This window comes from Nitrospirota bacterium (genome assembly GCA_030684575.1).
Classification (GTDB): Bacteria; Nitrospirota; Nitrospiria; order Nitrospirales; family Nitrospiraceae; genus Palsa-1315.
Window position 1 is genome coordinate 245,925 of sequence record JAUXVD010000023.1, and the last position, 20,901, is coordinate 266,825.

General features: G+C 57.7%; 17 protein-coding genes. 9 read left to right on the forward strand and 8 right to left on the reverse strand.

Translation table 11 applies throughout. The annotated features are described in order from the left end of the window. The first annotated feature begins 469 nt into the window (after nt 1–469). The gene (locus tag Q8N00_18025; protein MDP2384684.1) at nt 470–991 is read left to right on the forward strand and encodes a hypothetical protein; all 522 of its coding nucleotides are present in this window, start codon (nt 470–472) and stop codon (nt 989–991) included. A gap of 18 nt (nt 992–1,009) precedes the next feature. On the opposite strand, the gene lpxD is transcribed toward Q8N00_18025, so the two are convergent. From lpxD to lptF, 5 genes are all read right to left on the reverse strand, one after another. Next, a complete protein-coding gene (gene lpxD, locus Q8N00_18030) occupies nt 1,010–2,098 on the reverse strand; it encodes a UDP-3-O-(3-hydroxymyristoyl)glucosamine N-acyltransferase (GenBank protein MDP2384685.1) in 1,089 nt (362 codons plus the stop codon). Between the two features lie 4 nt (nt 2,099–2,102). After that, nucleotides 2,103–2,417, reverse strand: a complete 315-nt coding sequence (locus tag Q8N00_18035; GenBank protein ID MDP2384686.1) for an acyl carrier protein — start codon at nt 2,415–2,417, stop codon at nt 2,103–2,105. A 24-nt stretch (nt 2,418–2,441) separates the two neighbouring features. Continuing rightward, nucleotides 2,442–3,698 carry a beta-ketoacyl-ACP synthase II gene (fabF, locus tag Q8N00_18040; GenBank protein MDP2384687.1) on the reverse strand — a complete coding sequence of 419 codons (1,257 nt, stop codon included), beginning with the start codon at nt 3,696–3,698 and terminating at the stop codon, nt 2,442–2,444. Between the two features lie 284 nt (nt 3,699–3,982). Next, nucleotides 3,983–5,074, reverse strand: a complete 1,092-nt coding sequence (lptG, locus tag Q8N00_18045) for an LPS export ABC transporter permease LptG (GenBank protein MDP2384688.1) — start codon at nt 5,072–5,074, stop codon at nt 3,983–3,985. Nucleotides 5,075–5,078: 4 nt separating this feature from the next. Beyond that, complete coding sequence (gene lptF / locus Q8N00_18050; protein ID MDP2384689.1) at nt 5,079–6,170, reverse strand: LPS export ABC transporter permease LptF; 1,092 nt, start codon at nt 6,168–6,170, stop codon at nt 5,079–5,081. A gap of 304 nt (nt 6,171–6,474) precedes the next feature. On the opposite strand from lptF, the gene Q8N00_18055 reads away from it, so the two are divergent. Both Q8N00_18055 and Q8N00_18060 read left to right on the forward strand, forming a co-directional pair. Further along, the gene (locus tag Q8N00_18055; protein ID MDP2384690.1) at nt 6,475–6,696 is read left to right on the forward strand and encodes a cold-shock protein; all 222 of its coding nucleotides are present in this window, start codon (nt 6,475–6,477) and stop codon (nt 6,694–6,696) included. A gap of 150 nt (nt 6,697–6,846) precedes the next feature. Continuing rightward, a complete protein-coding gene (locus Q8N00_18060; protein ID MDP2384691.1) occupies nt 6,847–9,099 on the forward strand; it encodes a tetratricopeptide repeat protein in 2,253 nt (750 codons plus the stop codon). Between the two features lie 75 nt (nt 9,100–9,174). Here the strand turns inward: Q8N00_18060 and Q8N00_18065 are convergent, their stop codons facing one another. Further along, complete coding sequence (locus Q8N00_18065) at nt 9,175–10,089, reverse strand: D-glycerate dehydrogenase (protein MDP2384692.1); 915 nt, start codon at nt 10,087–10,089, stop codon at nt 9,175–9,177. Between the two features lie 162 nt (nt 10,090–10,251). Between Q8N00_18065 and Q8N00_18070 the strand changes: the two genes are divergently transcribed. The 3 genes from Q8N00_18070 to Q8N00_18080 all read left to right on the forward strand — a co-directional run bounded on the left by Q8N00_18070 (nt 10,252) and on the right by Q8N00_18080 (nt 13,687). After that, nucleotides 10,252–13,095, forward strand: a complete 2,844-nt coding sequence (locus tag Q8N00_18070; GenBank protein MDP2384693.1) for an FAD-binding and (Fe-S)-binding domain-containing protein — start codon at nt 10,252–10,254, stop codon at nt 13,093–13,095. Then, nucleotides 13,092–13,331, forward strand: coding sequence for a hypothetical protein (locus tag Q8N00_18075; GenBank protein ID MDP2384694.1), 240 nt, complete (start codon nt 13,092–13,094; stop codon nt 13,329–13,331). Before Q8N00_18070 ends, Q8N00_18075 begins: the two co-directional genes overlap by 4 nt. A gap of 77 nt (nt 13,332–13,408) precedes the next feature. Further along, the gene (locus tag Q8N00_18080) at nt 13,409–13,687 is read left to right on the forward strand and encodes a MoaD/ThiS family protein (GenBank protein ID MDP2384695.1); all 279 of its coding nucleotides are present in this window, start codon (nt 13,409–13,411) and stop codon (nt 13,685–13,687) included. 126 nt (nt 13,688–13,813) lie between these two features. Here Q8N00_18080 and Q8N00_18085 read toward each other — a convergent pair whose 3' ends face one another. Then, nucleotides 13,814–14,449 carry a hypothetical protein gene (locus Q8N00_18085; protein MDP2384696.1) on the reverse strand — a complete coding sequence of 212 codons (636 nt, stop codon included), beginning with the start codon at nt 14,447–14,449 and terminating at the stop codon, nt 13,814–13,816. Nucleotides 14,450–14,632: 183 nt separating this feature from the next. After that, nucleotides 14,633–17,149 carry an ATP-dependent helicase HrpB gene (gene hrpB, locus Q8N00_18090; GenBank protein MDP2384697.1) on the reverse strand — a complete coding sequence of 839 codons (2,517 nt, stop codon included), beginning with the start codon at nt 17,147–17,149 and terminating at the stop codon, nt 14,633–14,635. Between the two features lie 198 nt (nt 17,150–17,347). Here hrpB and Q8N00_18095 point away from each other — a divergent pair, with 198 nt between their 5' ends. The 3 genes from Q8N00_18095 to Q8N00_18105 all read left to right on the forward strand — a co-directional run bounded on the left by Q8N00_18095 (nt 17,348) and on the right by Q8N00_18105 (nt 20,608). Beyond that, a complete protein-coding gene (locus tag Q8N00_18095) occupies nt 17,348–17,545 on the forward strand; it encodes a hypothetical protein (protein ID MDP2384698.1) in 198 nt (65 codons plus the stop codon). Between the two features lie 332 nt (nt 17,546–17,877). Further along, a complete protein-coding gene (locus tag Q8N00_18100) occupies nt 17,878–19,659 on the forward strand; it encodes a DEAD/DEAH box helicase (protein MDP2384699.1) in 1,782 nt (593 codons plus the stop codon). 280 nt (nt 19,660–19,939) lie between these two features. Beyond that, nucleotides 19,940–20,608 (forward strand): inorganic pyrophosphatase, encoded by a 669-nt coding sequence (locus Q8N00_18105; protein MDP2384700.1) that lies wholly within the window; start codon nt 19,940–19,942, stop codon nt 20,606–20,608. Nucleotides 20,609–20,901 lie beyond the last annotated feature (293 nt).

The following is a 20,901-nucleotide window of genomic DNA, read 5'->3' on the forward strand; positions in this document are numbered from 1 at the left end:
ACCGATTGGGCAATCAGTGTGGTGGGCTGTTCCAACATCGTATTGGCCGCTCATCCACATGGTTATCCACAGGCCGTGCACATGTTTTGTGGACACCGAGCCTGTCGATCCCAACGGCCTCATGTCATCGGGCCTTTCCCAGCGCGGAACTCCATGGGACTGACAATGAACGACCGCTGGGAGAAGGTCGCTTCGCTGTCGACATCTGCCTTCATCCCGTGGACTCAGTCGCTGGGTAGCCAGCTTCTCACAATCAGCTATCCCGCCTGCGGTTGCTCTGGTGTCATCCACCATCCCTTATCTAGTCGCGTGGATTGGACGGCCAGCGCATCAGTTCGGCAGAAAAGATCGTTCTCCTCTTTCCTCGCATGCGACAAACAACAGAAGGATGGTATGATGCCGCCGATTTACGGTCTTTCTTCGTCGAGGACGAGAAGCCTGTCAGCGTAATGAGGTGGGGGAACGGCTGATGCCAAAACTTGTGACAGTCTTGCGGCCCGAGAAAATTCAGGAGCAAGCTCGTATTTATGTGCGGTCATATATCCTCATGCCGTCCGGGGTGGTCGGACTGGTCTGTATGATTGGAGGGCTGGGATCGCTCGGCTATCAACTTCTGGCGAACCATACCTATACCTCGTTGACGTTTCTCGCCAGCTCGGGTCTCCTTGTGGTCGGCGCATTGTTCGGGTGGGGCCAGACGCGGTATCACCGGTATCTGTTGGCTGCCTTTCCGGAGGTGTATGCTGCGCGGATGCGAACGGCGGTGGTACAAGGCAGCAAGAAGGCCAAGGCCGCGCCGGAGATGCCGGAAATCACCCATGCCGGACGAGGCTTCGTTCCGATACTGACCGTCGCCGGAGTGGCGCTAATCTTCAGTGCATCGGCCGCAGCCATGCTGCAGGGGGACCTCGACCCGTTCCCGGCTGTGCTGATTCCCTGGGCAGGATTCTACTGGGCTAAGCTGTTTGGGTGGCGTGGAATTATCGGGTAGGGGTGGACGGCCGATCCGTTATTTGGTTCGCTTCTTGGGCTTCGGCTTTGAGGTTCGAGGCACCTTGCCTCGGGCCTCTATCTGCTTCATCTTTTCCTCCAATGTGCGAACCGCCTGTCGGAGTTCAGGAAGCCGTGGAATGACGGCTTGGGCTTTGACCCACACTTCATGGGGCATGACGGGAGCCCCTGAGACTATTTGATTCGGTTCAAGGTTACGGTTCACGCCCGCACGAGCGGCGACCATGACGTGATCGCCGATGACGATGTGATCAGCCACTCCTGCCTGTCCGCCGATCATGACATGATGTCCCACACGAGTACTGCCGGCGATCCCGACCTGTGAGACGAGAATTGAATGGGCGCCGATCGTCACGTTATGGGCGATCTGGACCAGATTATCGACCTTGGTGCCCTGCTTGATCACGGTTTGGCCGATGGTGGATCGATCGATCGCGACATTGGCGCCGAGTTCGACGTCATCCTCAAGCGTGACCCCGCCGAGTTGAGGAATCTTATAGTGTCGTCCCTGATCCTGCACATAGCCGAATCCGTCGCTCCCGATGACCGTGCCACTATGAATGATGACCCTTGCGCCGATGGTGCAGCCTTCCCTGACGACGACGTTGGGATAGAGCAGCGTATCGTCCCCGATGGTGGTGTCGTCCCCGACAAACACGCCTGGGTAGAGCCTCACTCGCGCTCCGATCTGTACACGGTCTCCAAGGGTGACTCCAGGCCAGATTGAGGCATCGGGACCGATCTGCGTATCGAGACCACGGACCACGGTCGCGTCGATGCCTCGCGGTGGGGCGACCGGGCAAAAGAACGCGTGGGCAACTTGCGCAAACGCTAAGGTCGGATTGGCGACGACAATATGAGGATTGGAAATTTCAGCCAGGCGCCGATGGGAAAGGAGCATCCCGGCAGCGGTGGGACCGCCCACCTTGAGCATCCGGTCCCCTGTGACGAAGGTCAGGTCGTTCGGGCCGGCTTCTTCAAAACTGGCCAGGCTTGTGATGCTGGCTTGTGGCGACCCCACAAGTTCTCCGCCGACGACGTGGTGGATCTGTGCCAATGTGACGGGGGTACGTGGACGCGTGGCCATGGTGTTACGATTTCTTTTTGTTTTTCGGCTTAGACGGCTTCGCCGGTTTTTTTGTCGGGGCTGCGGAGGGCGCGTTCCCCAACCGTTTTTCAACGTAAGCCACGACATGGCCCACGGTCGTCAGTCCCACAAGGTCTTGGTCAGGAATCTGGAGATCGAAGGCCTCCTCGATACGGTAGAGCAGTTCGATCACGGCCATTGAGTCGAGACCTAAATCGTCACGCAGATGTTGGGTGATGAGGATCGTTGCGGGATCGCGTTTTAAGTACTCACCCAAAGAGGTGCGGATCTTGAGCGATACAATGGGGTCGGTTGCCATAGGTCGATTCTCTTGATGGTGTACTTAGGTGGACGCCTGCTTCAATACCACAGCGGCGTTGTTGCTGCCAAATCCAAAGGCGTTCAGCATAGCGACTTTCACGCGACGTTCCTGTGCTGAGCGGGAGAGTCCTGCCAAGGCACAGGCCGGATCCGGGTCGTCATAGTTGGCGGTTGGATGAATGTGCCCAGTGTGGAGGGCTAATACCGAGGCGATGCCTCCGATGGCACCGGCGGCACCCAGCGTGTGGCCGATCAGCGACTTGGTGGCGCTGATCGCGATTTTATCCGCGCGCGATTTAAACAGTTGCCTGATCGCTTTGGCTTCGACGGCGTCGCCGATCGATGTCGACGTGGCATGCGCATTGATGTAATCCACCTGCCCGGGGGTCATGCCGGCGTCCGCGAGAGCCAGCTTCATCGTATTGGCCACTTCCAGGCCGTCTTCACGAGGGATGACCATATGATAGGCCTCGCTGGTCGCGGCATACCCTGCAATTTCGGCATAGACTTTCGCTTTGCGCTTCTTGGCATGTGTGGCCGATTCCAAGATCAGCGAACCGGCGCCTTCCCCCATCACGAAGCCGTCGCGCAACCGATCGAACGGCCGTGAAGCCTTGTCCGGTTGGTCGTTGAATTTAGACGAGAGGGCACGCAGGGAGCAGAAGCCTGCGAAGACCAGCGGGGTGATGCTGGCATCGGCTCCGACGACGATGACGACATCGGCCCGGCCCTCGCGGATACAATGGAGCGCTTGTCCGAGGGCATGGGCGCTGGAGGAGCAGGCGGTGGAAATCGTCAGATTCGGACCTTTGGCGCCATAGGCCATCGCGATAATGCCGGAGGCAGAATTGAGGGTGATGGTAGGAATGAAGTTCGGATGGACGCGATGGGGCTTCTGGTGCTGGTAGAGTTGCGTGATTTCACGTTCGCCCATCACCATTCCACCCATGCCGGCTCCCACGATCACGCCGACGCGGTGAGGATTCTCTTTCGTCATCTGGAGTCCTGAATCGGCCAGCGATTCCTTTGCCGCCACAAGGGCAAACTGGGCATACCGGTCGACCCGATCGCCATAGGCGTTGTCGAGTAACCGTTCGACCGCGAAGTCACGCACTTGGCCGGCGACTTTCGAGCGATAACCATCCATGGGAAATGGGTCGAACGACGTAATCGCCGTGATTCCGGATTGGCCGGCGAGGGCCGCCTTCCAAAACGCACCGACCCCGATACCGATCGGAGATACGACCCCTAACCCTGTGACGACAACACGCGCGCGCATCTTCTTGAAATCCTTTTGCAAATGAACTGCTTCTACTTACCGGAAGCGCCTGGATCAGTCAACCGGCTGATCCGAGAGGGTAGCAGACTGCTGAGTCATTCTGGGAGTCCACAAAATATTTACTGGCTGGCCTGTCCATGGAAGCAGGAGCATATCATGCGGGATGCTCAAAAAGGCCGCCCAGCAAGGCCGCAGCGAGCGAAGAGGCGAGGCGTACCCTCTGGGTACGTTGAGCCTCTGAGCGATGCGAGAACGAAGCTGGCGGGATTTTTCAGCATCCCGCTCTAATAGCGTACTTTGAGCATTAAATAGAGGCCAAAACTCAAAAAGAGCATATTCGCCATCCATCCGGCAATCAGCGGCGTCAAGACCCCGCCGCGGCCGAGCGCGATCGCAATGGAGTGCGTCGTCCAATAACAAAAACCGACGGCAAGCGCCTGCCCAATACCCATTGCCATGCTGCCCCCTCGCGTGCCGCTTCGGCGCAGACTCAGCGCAATGCCGACCAGCACCATGATCACGGTAACGAACGGGAAGGCGATCCGACTGTAATAGTCGGTCTTGAGCCGTGCGGTTTGGGAGCCCTGCTGGTATCGACGTCTGGCATATCCTCGAATATCGTGGAACGTCATCATCTCGGAATCGCCGGCGAGCCAGACGGTGAAATCAGCGGGAATCAGCCTCAGCGCAATAGCCTGGCGGTCGAAATCGGTCACTGCGACGGCGCCCTCTGGGGAAAACCGCCGGTGCCGTCCCTGATACAAGGTCCACGTAGAATCGATATATCGGGCTTCGTTGGCCTCTGTGATCTCGATCAGTTGGAAGTGGTGATCGAACTGGAAGAGTCGTACGCCGCTCAAGAGTTCCCCGTCGACAGAGACGCTCGTCACCTGCATCAGGTCGCCGGCTCCCACTCTTGCCCAGGGCTGCTGGAGTTTGATGGCCGCAGCGGGAGGTTTTTTCTCGATGCGCGTGGTTCGAATCTCTTCGGACTTGCTCGCGGCCAACGGGATGACGGTGGAGCTGAAGAGTAAGAGCACCAGAGAAATCCCTGCGGCAAAGATGATGAAGGGAGCGGTGATCCAGGGTAAACTGATGCCGCAACTGCGCATCGCCGTAATTTCATGTCCACGGGAGAGCAGGCCAAACGTGAGGAGGGTGGCCATCAGAATGGCTAGCGGCGCAATTTGGAAGGAAATTGCGGGAGCCTTGAGCAGAAAATAGGTCAGGACGTCGAGCCAGTTGGCGTCGTAACGCAAAAATCGGCGCACCTTTTCGAAGAAATCGATGACGAGATAGATGGTCATCAATCCGCTGAAGCACATCGTGAAGATCTTGCCGTATTCGCGAAGGAGATAACGAAAGAGAATAGGCATCGGTTTACCGGCGGCTCATGATGTAAAACCACACGACCGTGGTCACTGCAAAGACGCCGTTCGGGAGCCAGGCTCCGGCAAAGGGCGGCAGGCTCGCCGTCGTGACGAGAAATTCGCAGGCGACATTCAGTATGTAGTAGACGACGACCACGACCACGCCGACCGCAAATCCCCCCATGCTTCCTGATCGTTTTGAGACGATGCCGACCGGCACGCCTAGCAGGCAAAACACCAGCGAGGCAGTGGGAAAGGCCAGGTCTTTATAGTACTCCATCAATCGTCGGAGTGCGGTGGGGTCGCGCCATTGGGATTGTGCGAGTTGGGCGGTAATAGCCTCGTACGACGGACGCTCTTCTGCCGAAGAATAACCGCTCTGATTCAAGGAGAGCTTCAAGTCATAACTCGTGAAGGCTACCTGCTCGTATTCGCCGGCTTGTCCCGGTCGGCTGTGAATCACGCCCTCTTGCAGGCGTAAGGCGACTTGATTGTTGGCGGTGTCGATCAAGACCTCATATTGTTGCGCCACGATAATACGGGGATTGTCTGAATTTCGTTCATCGGAGACGAAAATCCCAGTCGTGGCTTGTTTGGGGTCCCCATCCGGGACATAGATCATCATGTTGGGGATGGGCTCGTTAAAGGTTCCCCGTTCCAACGCCAGCACGAGCTGATCTCGAAGGAGATTCAGCGCCACTTTCTTGAGATTCGTGGAACTCCAGGGTTGCCCCCACTGCGCCAGCCACAAGGTCAATCCGAACACGAGTAGGGCAAAGAGTAGGACTGGGCGAGTCAACCGCATGAGGCTCAGGCCCGCGGCCTGCATCGCCACCAACTCCTTATCGAAGGAGAGTCGCCCGAACGCGGTGATCGAGGCGATGATCCCGGCGATCGGGAGGGTCAACACGAGGAACGACGGCATCAGATGAGCGAAGACTTGCAACACCGCCACGATGCCAACACCTTTGGAGACCAGCAGTTCCACGAGACGCAGGAGTTCCCGCGTGAGCATCACAAAGCACAGGGCTCCGAGGCTTAAGCTAAACGGGGACAGGAGTTCGGTGAAGATGTAACGATCTAGCAGCGTTCGTAGAAACATTCGACCAATCATGCTCCTCGCACGGTGCGACACTATAGGTGAGCAGGCGAGGCTTGTCTAGCGGACAGACGACAGGTCCATCGTGACGATCGGCAATGAATGGCTTGACAAGATTGGAAACGCCATGGTACATGCTGCGCGATTTATAACCAAGATGGGTTTTGTGACTGATTTTGTCTCTCCAATGAACCCGTCATGGTCACCCCGCTCGTTGTCCTGTCTTTTTTTCATCACATGTGTCACTCAGTTGGCTCCGGGATCGGTCACGTAACTACACGTGTCCGTTGAGGAAAGGAGGGTTTCTGTGAAGGCAAAAGGCACGGTGAAGTGGTTCAACGATCGTAAAGGGTTTGGGTTCATTCGCTTGGAGAGTGGAGATGATGTCTTCGTACATTATTCCGCCCTGCAAGGAGAAGGATTCAAGACGTTGAAAGAGGGAGAAAACGTTGAGTTTGAAGTGGTGCAAGGCGCAAAGGGGCCTCAGGCGTCGAACGTATTGAAAGCAGCCGGCGCCGAATTGGCATAAGTTCCCGTAGAGAAATTTGAACATGAAGGCCTGCTCCTCATCAGGAGCAGGCCTTCGTATTTTTGCGGAGTGCGCGACACACCGGAAAGCCCCATTTCGTTGACAATAACCATTGACACTGTTAGCGTTTGATCGTTGTGGAGGTTCGTTTTGGCGATTGATCGCAGTAAGATTCTGCATAGCGCACAGCTCTTTGCGTCACGAGGGCAATTCGACGCCGCCATCAATGAATGGAAGAAGCTGTCCGTCGAATCCCCAGGCGACGGGAGCATCTTCAATTCAATTGGAGAATTGCATCTCAAGCGCAATGCGACCAATGATGCCGTCGCGGCGTTTCTGCAGGCCGCCAACGCCTTTCGCGCAGAAGGTGCCACGCTGAAGGCCATTGCCACATTCAAGAAAATTTTGAAGGTGGACCCGTCTCGGTACGATGTCTATCGGCACCTCGGAGATCTCAATGCCGAGCGAGGTTTGCTGAGCAGCGCCGTACAGGATTATCTCACCCTCGGGAAACACTATCTCAAAGCAGGGAAAAGCAAAGACGCGCTGGACATCTATCGGCGGATTGTCACGCAAGATCCCTCGAATCTGGATGCCCAGCAGCGGGTGGCGGAATTGTGCCTGCAAGAAAACATGCAGGACGAAGCCACGAAAGTCTACTTGCAACTGGGGCGCGAACGGTCGGCACAGCAGCGGTATGCGGAGGCCAAGGACGCGTATCAGGCGGTGTTACGCATCGATCCTGCCAACAGCGAGGCAGCTCAATTCATTGACCATTTTGAAAAGACCGGTGGTGCCTCAGGGCAACCCGCGAAGGCGGGTGCGGCTCAGTCCGGAGACCAATCAAAGAGTTCCGAGCCGCTCGACCTGCTGTCGGAGGCTACTCGTCGGATCGAAGAGAACCAGTTTGCCGGCGCGGAGGCCATTCTCAATCAATTGCTGACCAAGGAACCAGGCAATCCTGACGTCTGCCAATTGTTCGCGAAGTTGCATCTCCAACGCGGAGATCTCCAGATCGCGCTCGGCGAATACCGGTACCTCGCTGGCGCAGCCTTACGCGCACAGGACTACGCACAGGCTGAAACCCTGATCACCGATTTTCTGGCAGTCGAACCGCAGTCGGTGGCGATGCTTGAACTCTACGGAGAACTCTACGGAGAGAAAGGCGATGCCGCCAACGCCGTGGTCCAGTATGGGAAGGCGATTGAGCTACTGTTGGAACATCCCGAGCCCGGGATGCCGACTCTGCATGAGGAACTGTTCGAGAAAGTCACGGCGCTGGCGCCAGACAGTCTCACGGCGAAGAAACTGACGGCGCTGATGCATGGCGTTCCAACGGAAGCACCGCCTGTTACCGTGCAGACCGATCCATCTGTTTCTGCCACAGTGGCCGTTCCATCGATCCCGGCTCAGGAACCGAACATAACTTCGATTGCCGATACCGCTCCAGACGATGCCTGGAACCAGACGTCGAAGATCCCTCCGCAAGAGGATAGACATTTCTCGCTCGCCGAGTCGGACCAGGCACCAGTATCTGACCAGTCGGCGTCGGTAGAACCGGAACCAGTGACGCAGGACAGCGAGTGCTCGTTGTTGCAGGCCGAGCCTGAGGGGGTTGCGTCCATCGAGCCTCTCCTCTCCACGAGCGAGCAGTTCCAAGCCTATGTAGCGGCCGGTCAACATGCTGAGGCGGAGGAATGGCTCAGTCATCTCGTGACGGCACAGCCGGACGATTCAGAGGCCCGGGAACTCTTTGGCTACTTGCTTGAAATCAAGGGCGATACCGCCGGTGCCGCGTTGCAATATTCACGAGCCCTCGAATTGCTCCTGGCAGATCCCGAGAAGAAGGATGCGCCGCAGCCGGCGATTCTCTATGCCAAGGTTAAAGAGCTGGCTCCTGCCAGTCCGTTAGTCGCCAAATGGGCCGCGACGTTTTCACCGAAGAAGCCAGACGTAACAGTGCCGACCGTTGAGGCTCAGGTCTGTGCAGAACCGGCGGACCCAGTTGACCACGAGACGCACTACACGCTAGGTGTCGCATACAAAAATATGGGGCTTTGGGAGGAAGCGAAAGAAGAGTTTGGCCTCTCGATGAAGGGGTCAGCGTTTTTCCTGGACTCCTGTCTCATGATTGCGGTCTGCTTGAAAGAGCAGGGGGAAGGTCAGTCAGCGATCGTACAACTCGAGCGCCTACTGCAGGACCCAACCTGTCAGGGAGCCAAGGCGCAAGCCATCAGTTATGAGCTCGGATTACTCTACGAAACGCAGGCACAGTGGAGTCAGGCTGCTGCCATCTATCAATCGATTCCGACCTTCCACGATGTACCGCAACGACTCGACTCGGTTCGTGCACGTCTCGAACTGACTCAGGCTCCGACTCCCGCGGTACGCTTCGCTAACTAACAGGTCGTCGAAACAAGCCGCCATCGATTCGCGTCGGATCTTTCCCGTAAATCCTGTCAGACTTGCGTGTCTATTCTAAGACTGCACGCGGTTCGGGGCGGGCTGCCCCTCTAACACCGCGTCAATATTCTTCACACAGACCAATCCCATTTTAATTCTCGCTTGTACTGTGGCTGAGCCCAGATGTGGAAGGAGCACCACTTGCTTCAGCTGAGCCAGCTCGGGGTGTAGCGCCGGCTCCTGTTCATAGACATCGAGTCCCGCGCCGGCGATGGTCCCTTTCTTGAGAGCCTCGACCAACGAGCCCTCATCGACGATCGGACCACGAGCGGTATTAATCAAGAAGGCAGTCGGTTTCATCCAGGCTAATTCACGGGCTCCGATCAGATGGCGGGTGGCTGTTGTGAGCGGAACATGGATTGTTACGATATCGGCTTCTTCAAGGAGATTTCTCAGCGAGCGGAGCTCCCATTCATGAGAGAGAGACGAGGCGGTCATCGGTTGGCGTGCGTGATAGCGCACCGCCATCCGAAATCCTACCGCACGCTGGGCGACCGCTTGGCCGATCCGTCCCATGCCGATAATGCCCAGAGTTTTCCCAGACACTCCCGTCCCCAAGAGTTGTGTGGGGCTCCAGCCGGTCCATTGGCCTGATCGCACGAGGGTATCGCCTTCAACGACGCGACGTGCCGTCGCCAGAATCAGAGCCCATGTCAGATCTGCAGTGGCATCCGTCAAGACGTCCGGAGTATTGGTGACGATCAGGCCACGACGCTGTGCGGCAGCCAGGTCGATGTTGTTATATCCGACGGCATAGTTCGCCAGAATTTTCAGCCTGGTGGCAGTCTGAATGGTTTCGGCGTCGATATGATCGCCCAGGGTCACAATTGCGGCGCCTGCTTGGCAGAGACCTTCACGGAGAGCCGATGGAGTCGGTAAAACATCCACCGGCTCCTGCACCAGCTGGAATCGTTCACGCACGATGGCCATGATGGGATCGGGGAGGAGGCGTGAGACGTAAAGCGTGGGGCGTATATCGACCACAATGCATACTCCTCAATGAGGCGCCTATATTAGCCGGTCGTGCATGGCGGGACAACCGGACTTGTGCCGGTCTCAACAGTCCGTCTAGAATGCGCAACCCATTCAATTATGACCTCACCAACCCTCATTCTGCCCGAACGTTCTCACGCTATTGCCTCCGATCTCCGGGCGGCGATTGGCGTCGATAAGGTCAAAGACGACTATTCGACGCTGACGGCCTATGCGGTGGATGCGAGCATCTATCGGATGATGCCGAAGGCCGTCGTACTGGTGGAGTCTGAGGAAGACATCGACGCCACGGTGCGTTACGCTGTACAGCGAGGCATTCCGCTGACGCCCAGGGCTGCTGGAACCAACCTGACCGGTTCGGCGATCGGGGCCGGGATTATCCTGGATGTGTCGCGCCTGAATCGGGTGTTGGAGTTAAATTGCGAAGAGCGCTGGGCTCGGGTGCAGCCTGGAATCGTGCTGGCTGAACTCAACAAGCGGCTGGCGCGTGATGGTCTCCTCTTCGGTCCCGATCCCTCCAGCGGCGACATGTGCAAGCTTGGGGGAATGTTAGCGAATAACTCATCCGGTCCTCACACGCTGCGCTATGGTTCCGTGAAGGATAACGTGAACGCGCTCCGTGTCTGTTTGCAGTCCGGCGAATGGCTGGATGCGAAGTCGTATGGGCTCGACGATCCAGAATGCCGCCAACTACTACAGACGCATAGGCCGCTTCACGATCTGAAGTCGTTGTTAGAAAGCAATGCTGCCCTGATCGCGCAGAAACGTCCGACTGTCAGCAAGAACAGTTGCGGCTACAATCTCTTCGGTCTTGTCGATGGGCTGGCGCAAGGCCGTTACGATCTTCCCAAGCTATTCGTCGGCAGCGAGGGCACGCTCGGGCTGTTCAGTGAAGCGACCATCAGGCTGGTGGAGAAGCCTCGATCCACCCTGACAGCCCTCATCCATTTTCACCGTTTGGAAGATGTGGGCGATGCGGTGCCGAAGTTGCTGGAGTTGCGTCCGAGCGCGTTGGAAGTGATGGATGCCAATACGCTCAATTTGATCGGGCGGGCGAAGCACGGCATCCCGGCCGATGCGGCCGCCACTCTCCTGATCGAACTGGATGCTGATGATCAAGGGATCGATCTCCGCTCACAGGCCGAACGTATGACCGGAATCTGTCGCCGGTATCGTCTCACGTCCGATCCCGTCATCGCCTTCGATCCTGAGCAGCGGGACCAATTGTGGAAGGCGCGGAAAGCCCTCTATCCGACGCTCTATCGATTCGATCCCAAGAAGAAGCCCATCAACTTTGTCGACGATGTCGTGGTGCCGGCTGAACGGATCAGCGAACTCATCCGGTATCTGGAAGAGTTCTTCGCGGGGCAACATGTGCCGGTGGCGATTTTCGGTCATATCGGAAACGGGAACGCCCATATTATTCCGTTACTCGATGTGAACGATCAGGGCGATTTCGACAAGATGGTGCAGGGCTATCACGAGATTCACCAGACGGTCTTGAGCCGATTCGGCGGTTCGATCTGCGGGGAGCATGGGGATGGCCGGGTAAGAGCCGAATATGTGAAGACGATGTTCGGTCCTGAGCTGTATGACCTGTTCGTGAAGGTGAAGCAGAGTTTCGATCCCACCGGGATGCTCAACCCTGGGATCAAAATCAGCGACCGGCCCTTCACGGACCATATCGACTATGTGCGATTGTCGAAACCCTGCGCGACCTGCGCCAAGTGTAACGCCGTTTGTCCGGTCTACGATGTCTTTCAATCGGAAGACATGAGTTCGCGGGGCTGGTTCGAGATCGTCACCGACAAGAACTACAGTTATCTCAATTCGAAGCGAGTCGTGGAGGCCTGTCTCAACTGCAAGTCCTGTCGGACGGCCTGTCCGGCCGGAGTCGATGTGTCGCAACTCATCCTGGACCGGCGCGCCGAACACCCGAACAAGATGGCGGGTCTTATCTTTCGTTTCCATGCACGAACAGTGCTGTTTGAACGATGTCTGAAGTTCCTCGCAGTCTGTCAGCCGATCTGGGATCGACCTTTGATGCGGCGGCTGCTCGATCTGGTGACGAAACCCTTCATGCATCTTCTGGCCGAGACCGCACGGCTCTCTCCGAAGCTGGTGATCCCTCGATTGGCCAAACGGCAACTTCGTGATCGATATCCGGAGTTGATTGCCAAGGCCGGGCAACCGGCCCGCTCCCCGGTGGCCTATTTCCACGGCTGCGCGGCCAACTATTTCGACGATGGGGTGGGGGATGCCGTGATTGCGGTCTTGCGGAAGCATGGCGTTGAACCGGATCTGCCGCCGCAACGCTGCTCGGGGACGCCGATCGAAACCTACGGCCATCGGGCGCTGGCGAAAGAAGGTGCACGGGTCAATCTGGCCTCCATGGCAGGATACGAGACCGTCGTGACCGGGTGCGCCTCCTGCACCCTCATGCTGAAGGACTATCCAACGCTGTTCGCCGGAGAGCCTGAGCAGGAAGCGGCTCAAGCCTTGGCCACACGAGTCACCCATATCTCGCAGTTTGTGTCACAATCGCCCGTCAAGCCTGCCATGGCCAGTCAGCAGCTCAAGACCTGCAAGGTGGCCTACCATTCCTCCTGCCATCTGCGAGCGGCGGGAGTGACCAAGGAGCCTCGAGCGATTCTGGCAGGTTTGCCGGGTGTCGAGTATGTGGAGATGCCGGACGCCGACCGCTGTGCGGGCGGAGCCGGCACCTATCTCGTAAAGGATTTTGAGACCTCGCAGCGCATCGTCGAGCGCAAGCGGAGGGCCATCGAGCAGAGCGGCGCAGAAGTTGTGGCGACGAGTTGCCCGGCCTGTATGATTCAATTGCGCACGGGATTACAGGGAGCGGCGGAGGTGAAACATGTGGCGCAGCTCATTCAGGAGGCCTACGAGGCCGCAGACCAGCAGACGGGTAGAGGACCGGCATGAAATTTCGAAAAGTCGACGCGCTCTTCATTCTGTTTGCGGTGGCCGTCGTCGTCGGTGTGTCGATGCTGCCGACTCCGAAAGACCGAAATCCACCGGTTCCGACCGATGCCATACATCTGGAGATCAGGGCCGAGCAGGCCTGTATCTCTTGTCATGCTTCTACCGGCAGTACGCCTCTACCGGAACGACATCCCAGACGGCAGGATTGTTTCCGTTGTCATGCACGGGGAGCGTGAAGCGTCGTTCATGAAGCATGTTGCGATGGGGCTTTTATTCGAGAAACGGGATACGAGAGACGAGGAGCGAGGAAACTATGGTTACAGTGCTGGTGTTTGGATTGACGCTTCGCGATGCAGTTGGAGATACGGAGTTCGAACTTAATGTGTCGGAACCGACCTCAGTCAGGAAACTCGTGGAGACAAACTACGATCGCATGGGACCCTTGTTGCAGTTTATCTTAAACCGTGAAGTGATGATCGCGGTGAATAAGAAAGTGAGCTCAGAGGATACGGTGGTCAAGGATGGCGATATCGTGAAATTTTCCCACCAGGGTATGACGTCGTATGACGGCACGAGAGATATTCCAATTTAACTGGATGCTCAAAAAGCTCGTTCAGCAAGGCCGCAGCGCGAGAAGGCCCGAGGAGTACCCTTACGGTACGGTGAGGGTCTGAACGATGCGAGAACGAAGCTGACGAGATTTTTCAGCATCCTGAGGTTAGGTGCTAGCCCCTTCGCGACTGCTTCTATATTCCAAAAATAGTTTGCTGTGCCGGTTGCCGGTGAGTTCGAGCGTGATCGTGCCGTCGCCGGTTTCCCATGACGCATGGTAATGCAGGTGGCCGATGAGGACTGCCACGCCCCAGTAGCTGGGGACTGGCTGGTAGAGGTCGTTGTCCCACACAGTTTGGTCGTTCGTCGGACTCCCATATGTAAGGGTGAGCTGATCTTTCAGCGCCTGATAGTAGCCGATAAATTCATTCAGTCCATTGAGGGGCCGCTGCAGTAGGACGTATTGGCCTCGGACCAGCGATTCGTGACGGAACTCATAGCCCTCCAGCACGCCATGGTCGGAGAGGTTACGCAGGTAGATCAGCTTACCTTCTTCATCTTTCTCGACGGCTCCTGCTACCGACAGGCGAAGGGCCTCCTGTTCTTGCCCCCAATGGGCCTGTACCGTTTCTAAAAAAGTCAGGGCCTGCTTCGTCACCTCCGCTTGTAAGGTGGCTTCGTCTACCTCATCGAACGGAATCGTGAACGTCGGCGGCGGAAGGACATCCCATGAATTGGCCCAGGCGGAGGGAGTGAGCCCGGTCAACGTCATGCCAAGGATCAGTGCCAGAAGATAACGCATAGGTGTCACGATAGAGGGACAGAGGGATGCTGGTCTATCCCACAAAAGGATGGGATTGGGCAGGATGCTCAAACAGTTCGTTCAGCAAGGCCGCAGCGCGTGAAGGCCCGAGGCGTACCCTTGAGGTACGTTGAGGGTCTGAATGATGCGAGAACGATGCTGGCGGACTGTTTCATCATCCTGCTACTGCACGCGGCGTTTGGCTTTCGCCGTTGGCAGAGCGGTAAGAGGATCGTCGGGCCAGGAATGTTTGGGGTATCGGCCACGGAGCTCTTTTTTGACTTCGACGTAGGCAGACTTCCAGAAGCTGGAGAGATCCTTCGTGATCTGGACGGGTCTGCGTGCCGGTGATAGGAGGTGCAGCATGACCGGAATCTTTCCATCGACGAGGCGCGGTGTCTCTTTGCAGCCGAACATTTCTTGTAACCGTACCGCCAGAATAGGCAGATCGGGCGTCTCATATTCCACGCGCACGTTCGATCCACTGGGGACGGTCAGATGGGTGGGAGCCCATTGGTCGAGTTGGCGCGCCAGTTCCCAGGAGAGGAATGCCTGCAAGGGTTGGGTAAGATCGAGCCGGGTGACGCGGTCGAGCGTCGTGAGCCCTGATAGGTAGGGGCCGAGCCAGTCGTCGAGGGTCTGTGTTAAGGCCTCGTCTGATAGATCCGGCCATCGTGATTCCTGTCCCTCGATCTTGCGGAGAAATGTCACTCGCGCCCGCCACTGACGAAGCTCCGGAGTCCAGGCCAGCCGGTCGAGTCCCGCCCGACGAATGCCCTGCAACAATGCCGCCGATATCATCGAAGGATCAGGCTTCGAGAGACCCTGCTCAGACAGAGCCAGTGACCCCAGTCGGCGTTGTCTTGTCGCCCGTACCACATGCGCGCTGTCATCCCACCATACTGCATCGACCACTCGAATCTGGTCCGCATAGAGGGTTTCAAGATCCCGAAGGCTGACCGGTGCGGCCAGATCGATCCTCGCCCATTGCTGGCCGCCGTCCAAGTCAGCAATGACGAGATATTCTTCCGATCCGAGGGGATCGGGGTTTTGAAAGAGGGCACCACGTCCGTTGGCCATGAGATAACGGGAGTTGTTTCCCTGTTGGAGTTGGGCGATGCGATCGGGATAGGCCAGTGCGAGCAAGAGGCCGACTTCGTCGAGGCTGCCCTGTCGATTTGAACGAGCCACTCGTGGAAGTTGTCGTTGCCAGAGCTCGGCGGTACGGGCCACTCGCTGACAGGCTCCTCGATCGAGGGTCGCACCGGCCGCATGGTCATGTTGTCCATGTAAGACATCGAGACGGAGCCGCAGATCGGCATTGCGCCAGCCGGAGGGGCCACGCAGAATATCTCGCTCGCTGAGCAGGGCCGCCAGTTCACAGGCCAGAGAGCCGAGTTGCAGGGGCACGGACTTGAGCAGCATATGTGCGAGACGGGGATGGAGCGGCAGCTCTGCCATCTGTCTTCCATGAGCCGTGATCTGCCCCTCTCCATTGAGTGCGCCAAGGCTTGTGAGCAACTCTCTCGCCTGGGCAACGGCACCGGCCGGTGGGGGCGTGAGCCAGGACAACTTGGCTGGATCGGCCGTGCCCCAAAGGGCTAATTCGAGGAGGAGCGGCGTCAGGTCGGCGTCGAGCATTTCCGGCGGGCGGCGAGGGGCCAACGAGTGATGCTCCCCGGATGTCCAGAGGCGAGCACAGACGCCTGGTTCGAGACGGCCGGCTCTGCCACGCCGTTGCTCGGCAGAGTCCTGGGTGACGCGAATCGTGTCCAGTCTCGTGAGTCCCGATCGCGGATCGAAGCGAGGCACACGCAACAGCCCAGCATCGATCACAACACGGACCCCGTCGATCGTCAAACTGGTTTCGGCGATCGACGTGGCCAGCACGATTTTTCTCATGCCCGCCTGAGCAGGAGCGATCGCGCGGTCTTGGGCCTCTTGAGGGAGGTTTCCATGGAGCGGGGCGACTACGATGTTCGGCGCCAAGTTCAGATCGAGCAGTTTTCGTTCGACGCGGCGAATTTCCGCCATACCGGGTAGAAAGACCAAGAGACTGCCCTGGTCCTGAGCCAGTGATTGCTTGATGGATTGAACGACGGCCACGTCCAGATGGCCCGAGAGGGGCTGCTTGAGATAGCGTGTCTCGACCGGAAACATGCGGCCTTCGCAGGCAATGACCGGCGCCTGCCCCAAGAGCTCCGAGACCGGACCACAGTCCAACGTAGCAGACATCACGAGCAGCCGGAGATCCGGGCGGAAGAGCCGTTGCGATTCAAGACAGAGGGCCAGGCCTGTATCGGCTTGCAGGCTCCGCTCGTGGAACTCATCGAACAGGACGATGGCATAGGAGCTGAGGGCAGGATCGTCTTGTAATAATCGAGCGAGGATCCCTTCCGTGACGACTTCGATCTTCGTCGTAGGTCCCACTTTTGTATCGAGTCGCATGCGATAACCGACTGTTTCGCCTACGGACTCCCCCAGCGAGACGGCCATGCGATGGGCTGCGGCACGGGCGGCAAGCCGCCGAGGTTCCAGCATGAGGAGTTTTCTCCCGTCGAGCCAGGGGGCATCGAGCAAGGCTAAGGGAACCCTTGTCGTTTTGCCCGCGCCAGGCGCCGCGGTCAAGAGGGCATTGCATCCTTCTATCAGTGTGCGACAGAGAGTAGGCAGGACATCTTCTATTGGGAGGGTAGACATGGTACGTTATGAACTTACATATAGATAGCAGGACACTCAAAAAGGCCGTTCAGCGAGGCCGCAGCGAGTGAGGGGCCGAGGCGTACCCGCTGGGTACGTTGAGGGTCTGAACGACGCGAGAACGAAGCTGGCGGCATTTTTCAGTGTCCTGCCAGGACTGTAGCAGAGTCGAGGTCAGAACGAAAAGGAAGCGGGTAGATGGCCGAGTATCGATGGACCCACACGAAACCCATTACAGCCGGCTGGTATTGGTTCCGGGGCCTGGCCCATGAGGCAGATCCATTTATTGTGCAAGTGGACGAGGTCGGCCAGTTTCAATGGCCTGATGGCGGGTTTCAAGAGGCGATACTCGCCAAAGGGGAATGGGCGGGGCCTATCGAAGAGCCGAAGGAATAAGTGGCGAGGGATACACCGAATAGGTGTATAATGCGTACTTGATTGATGGTTGTTCGGTGAGAAGGTATCTGCCAGTGGATTCCGCAGCCCTCTAAACGGGCCTGATACGATTCTCTCCCCCGAGTCTCTGAATGACATTCTCTCGCTCGTGACACGTGATCGTGATCGCGCGTTGAGCTACCATCTAACGTAGAGACCAATATGCGCCTATGGCCTGAGGGCCGGTGCCTATTGTGTCTTATTGAGGCCATCCCCCTTGCTGTGAGAGGGCGAGGGGTAGAGCACTTACACACCATTCGAGATCCTATCCAGAAAGGCAGTCGATACATTTTATGAAACACGATAGCACCAACCCACCGGCGGAAACGCCGGCGAAAGGGTTTTCTCCCGGTTTCGCCGCGTTGGGCCTGGAAGCGGCGCTGCTCACTACGCTCGATACGCTGGGCTATGAAGAGCCCACGCCGATCCAGCGTGAAGCGATTCCTCCGTTTTTGGCAGGCCGCGATCTCTTGGGCCAAGCGGCAACCGGAACCGGTAAGACGGCGGCCTTCACGTTGCCGATGCTCCAACGCATCGCCCATTCGGCTCGGCGCTGTCCCTCCGCGCTCATCCTGGTCCCGACGAGAGAGTTGGCAATGCAGGTCGGTGAAGCCGTCACACGCTACGGCAAGGAACTGAAGATCACCGTACTCCCGGTCTACGGTGGACAGGCCATCGGTCCCCAGCTTCATGCACTGAAGCGCGGGGTCGACGTCATCGTGGCGACGCCTGGGCGTGCGCTGGACCATATTCGCCGCAAAACGCTACAACTCAAAACGATTCAGATGGTCGTGTTGGACGAAGCCGATGAGATGTTGGACATGGGCTTTGCCGACGACCTGGACGCTATTCTTGAACAGGTGCCGAAAGAGCGGCAGACGGCTCTGTTCTCCGCGACCATGCCACCCAGGATTGCGTCTATTGCCAAGCGCCACCTCAAGGAGCCGGTCGAGATCAAAATTGCGAAAGAACCGCTGAAGGCGGGCGCCGCTCCACGTGTGCACCAAACGGCCTATATCGTCACCAGACCGCATAAAGTAGCGGCATTGGCGCGCATCTTGGATATGGAGGCGCCGAAATCCGCCCTCGTGTTCTGCCGCACACGTATCGAAGTCGATGAACTCACCGCGATGTTGACCAGCCGCGGACACAAGGCCGAAGCGATCCATGGCGGAATGAATCAGCCCCAGCGCGATCGTGTGATGGCGTCGTTCCGGTCCGGTCAAACAGAACTCCTCGTGGCGACCGATGTGGCTGCCCGTGGATTGGACATTCCCTCCGTGTCGCATGTGGTGAACTACGATCTGCCCATGTCTTCTGAGGTCTATGTCCATCGCATTGGACGAACAGGGCGGGCGGGACGTGAAGGGTCGGCGATTACCGTTCTCGATCCGCGGGAGCAGCGATTGTTATGGAATATTGAGCAATTGACGAAGGCGAAGATTGTCGTGACTCAAGTGCCGACCATTGCCGACCTCCGCACGAAACGGCTTGCACGAACCAAAGCGGCGCTCGAAGAAGTGCTGGCGGCCGGTGAGCTGGATCTGTTTCGGGCCGTGGTGGCCTCGATGGCTGAACAGGGAGACCCGGTGGAAGTGGCGGCGGCCGCCCTCAAGCTCGTGTTTCGTCTGCAGGGTGGTGAGCGGAAGGAATACGATATTCCGGCCGTGTCGAACAGGCCACCAGAGCGTCCATCGATGGGGCGCCGCCCCATGGAGGATTCTCGGTCGGACCCTCGCGGGAGGGCCGGAGCCATGATGCCGAGAGAAGGACAGGGCAGACCGTTCAACCCGTCTGGTCGTGGCGGACGAACGCCGGGTATGGCAAAGGTCTACATCGGCGCAGGCCGTGAGGCAGGTATCCGGGCGGGCGATCTCGTCGGCGCGATTGCCAACGAGGCGGGACTCAATTCGAGTTCGATCGGCGCCGTCGAAATTATGGATCGATTCTCGCTGGTGGAAGTGCCTGAAGTGATGGCGCGCGAGATCATCGAGACCCTCAGCCGCACCAGGATTAAGGGACAGAAGGTCGGCGTGCGATTGTTTCTGGAGCAGCCAAGGGGTGGGCGGGCATAGCCAAGTGCCCTTCTTGCTTGCAGAACGCGCACGCTAGGAAGGTGCTCGTTCGATGCGCGCAGTACAGGGCAGCTTGGCCACGCCCTCGGTGAGAAGTAAACGAGCAAACTGGAAGGATTATCTATAAATAATCGATTGCCCAAGAATTGAATCAAAGATGAAAAACAGTTTTTACGTGGAGTGGTGAGCGATCCCCGATATCCTCTTCATATCAGGTGTTAGGGTAGACGTCCTACTTATTCAGCTCCTATTTTCATAACATTTATTGGAGGAAGACCTGATGAGCGGCAACCAAGCCGATTCCATGCTGCGACTAATGAGCCTCATGTTCAGAGCCCATCCCTGGCATGGAGTCTCCATCGGAGAGAAGGCCCCTGAGGTGGTGACGGCCTATATTGAAATCGTACCGACCGACACGGTGAAGTATGAAGTCGATAAGGTGAGCGGATTCCTCAAGGTCGATCGGCCCCAGCGATTCTCGAACTATTGCCCTGTGTATTACGGACTGGTTCCGCAAACCTATTGCGGAGACGGCGTGGCGGCGTTGTTTGCTGCACGGGCTAAACGGCCAGGGATGGTGGGTGACCACGATCCCCTCGATATCTGTGTCCTCACGGAGAAAACGATTCCACACAGCGACATTCTGCTCACGGCCTTGCCGATCGGTGGGCTCAGCATGGCAGACGATGGCGAAGCGGATGATAAGATCATCGCCGTCATGAAAGACGATGCGACCTATGGAGGATATACAGATATCAGCCAGGTTCCCATGGCGCTGATCGATCGTCTGCAGCATTATTTCTTGACCTATAAGAGTGCGCCAGGCAGCACCCAGCATAAGGTCGAAATAACGAGCATCTATGGTCGCGAGGAAGCCATGAAGGTTATCCGGACCAGCCATCAGGATTACAAGGCGAAGTTCCCTGAGTTGGAAATGCGGTGGGGGTAACGGAGTGACGGCCTGGTTGGTTCCCCTATGCTCACGGAACGCCCACGGGTAACGGTGGTCGTTCGACGTGCACAGTGGGGGACCAAGCCAGACTGCCTCGCCGGTCCTCCGTGCTCGCGCAACGCACGGCCTCAGAAGACCCTCGTTGGACGCGTGCAGAGGAAGATCACTCGGGCTGCGTTCCTAATTGAAGAAAGCGTAAGAACGCTATGACAATGGACCAGACTTGAAAAGATCTGGTATGTTTGCAGGCCGGTAGTCGCGGGTTGAGGTCAGTCTGTGCGATGTCTCTC

Coding starts and splice junctions, on each gene's coding strand:
- Q8N00_18025 (MDP2384684.1), top strand. CDS start 470: ATGCCAAAACTTGTGACAGTCTTGCGGCCCGAGAAAATTCAGGAGCAA.
- lpxD (MDP2384685.1), bottom strand. CDS start 2,098: ATGGCCACGCGTCCACGTACCCCCGTCACATTGGCACAGATCCACCAC.
- Q8N00_18035 (MDP2384686.1), bottom strand. CDS start 2,417: ATGGCAACCGACCCCATTGTATCGCTCAAGATCCGCACCTCTTTGGGT.
- fabF (MDP2384687.1), bottom strand. CDS start 3,698: ATGCGCGCGCGTGTTGTCGTCACAGGGTTAGGGGTCGTATCTCCGATC.
- lptG (MDP2384688.1), bottom strand. CDS start 5,074: ATGCCTATTCTCTTTCGTTATCTCCTTCGCGAATACGGCAAGATCTTC.
- lptF (MDP2384689.1), bottom strand. CDS start 6,170: ATGTTTCTACGAACGCTGCTAGATCGTTACATCTTCACCGAACTCCTG.
- Q8N00_18065 (MDP2384692.1), bottom strand. CDS start 10,089: ATGGCCATCGTGCGTGAACGATTCCAGCTGGTGCAGGAGCCGGTGGAT.
- Q8N00_18070 (MDP2384693.1), top strand. CDS start 10,252: ATGACCTCACCAACCCTCATTCTGCCCGAACGTTCTCACGCTATTGCC.
- Q8N00_18075 (MDP2384694.1), top strand. CDS start 13,092: ATGAAATTTCGAAAAGTCGACGCGCTCTTCATTCTGTTTGCGGTGGCC.
- Q8N00_18080 (MDP2384695.1), top strand. CDS start 13,409: ATGGTTACAGTGCTGGTGTTTGGATTGACGCTTCGCGATGCAGTTGGA.
- Q8N00_18085 (MDP2384696.1), bottom strand. CDS start 14,449: ATGCGTTATCTTCTGGCACTGATCCTTGGCATGACGTTGACCGGGCTC.
- hrpB (MDP2384697.1), bottom strand. CDS start 17,149: ATGTCTACCCTCCCAATAGAAGATGTCCTGCCTACTCTCTGTCGCACA.
- Q8N00_18095 (MDP2384698.1), top strand. CDS start 17,348: ATGGCCGAGTATCGATGGACCCACACGAAACCCATTACAGCCGGCTGG.
- Q8N00_18100 (MDP2384699.1), top strand. CDS start 17,878: ATGAAACACGATAGCACCAACCCACCGGCGGAAACGCCGGCGAAAGGG.
- Q8N00_18105 (MDP2384700.1), top strand. CDS start 19,940: ATGAGCGGCAACCAAGCCGATTCCATGCTGCGACTAATGAGCCTCATG.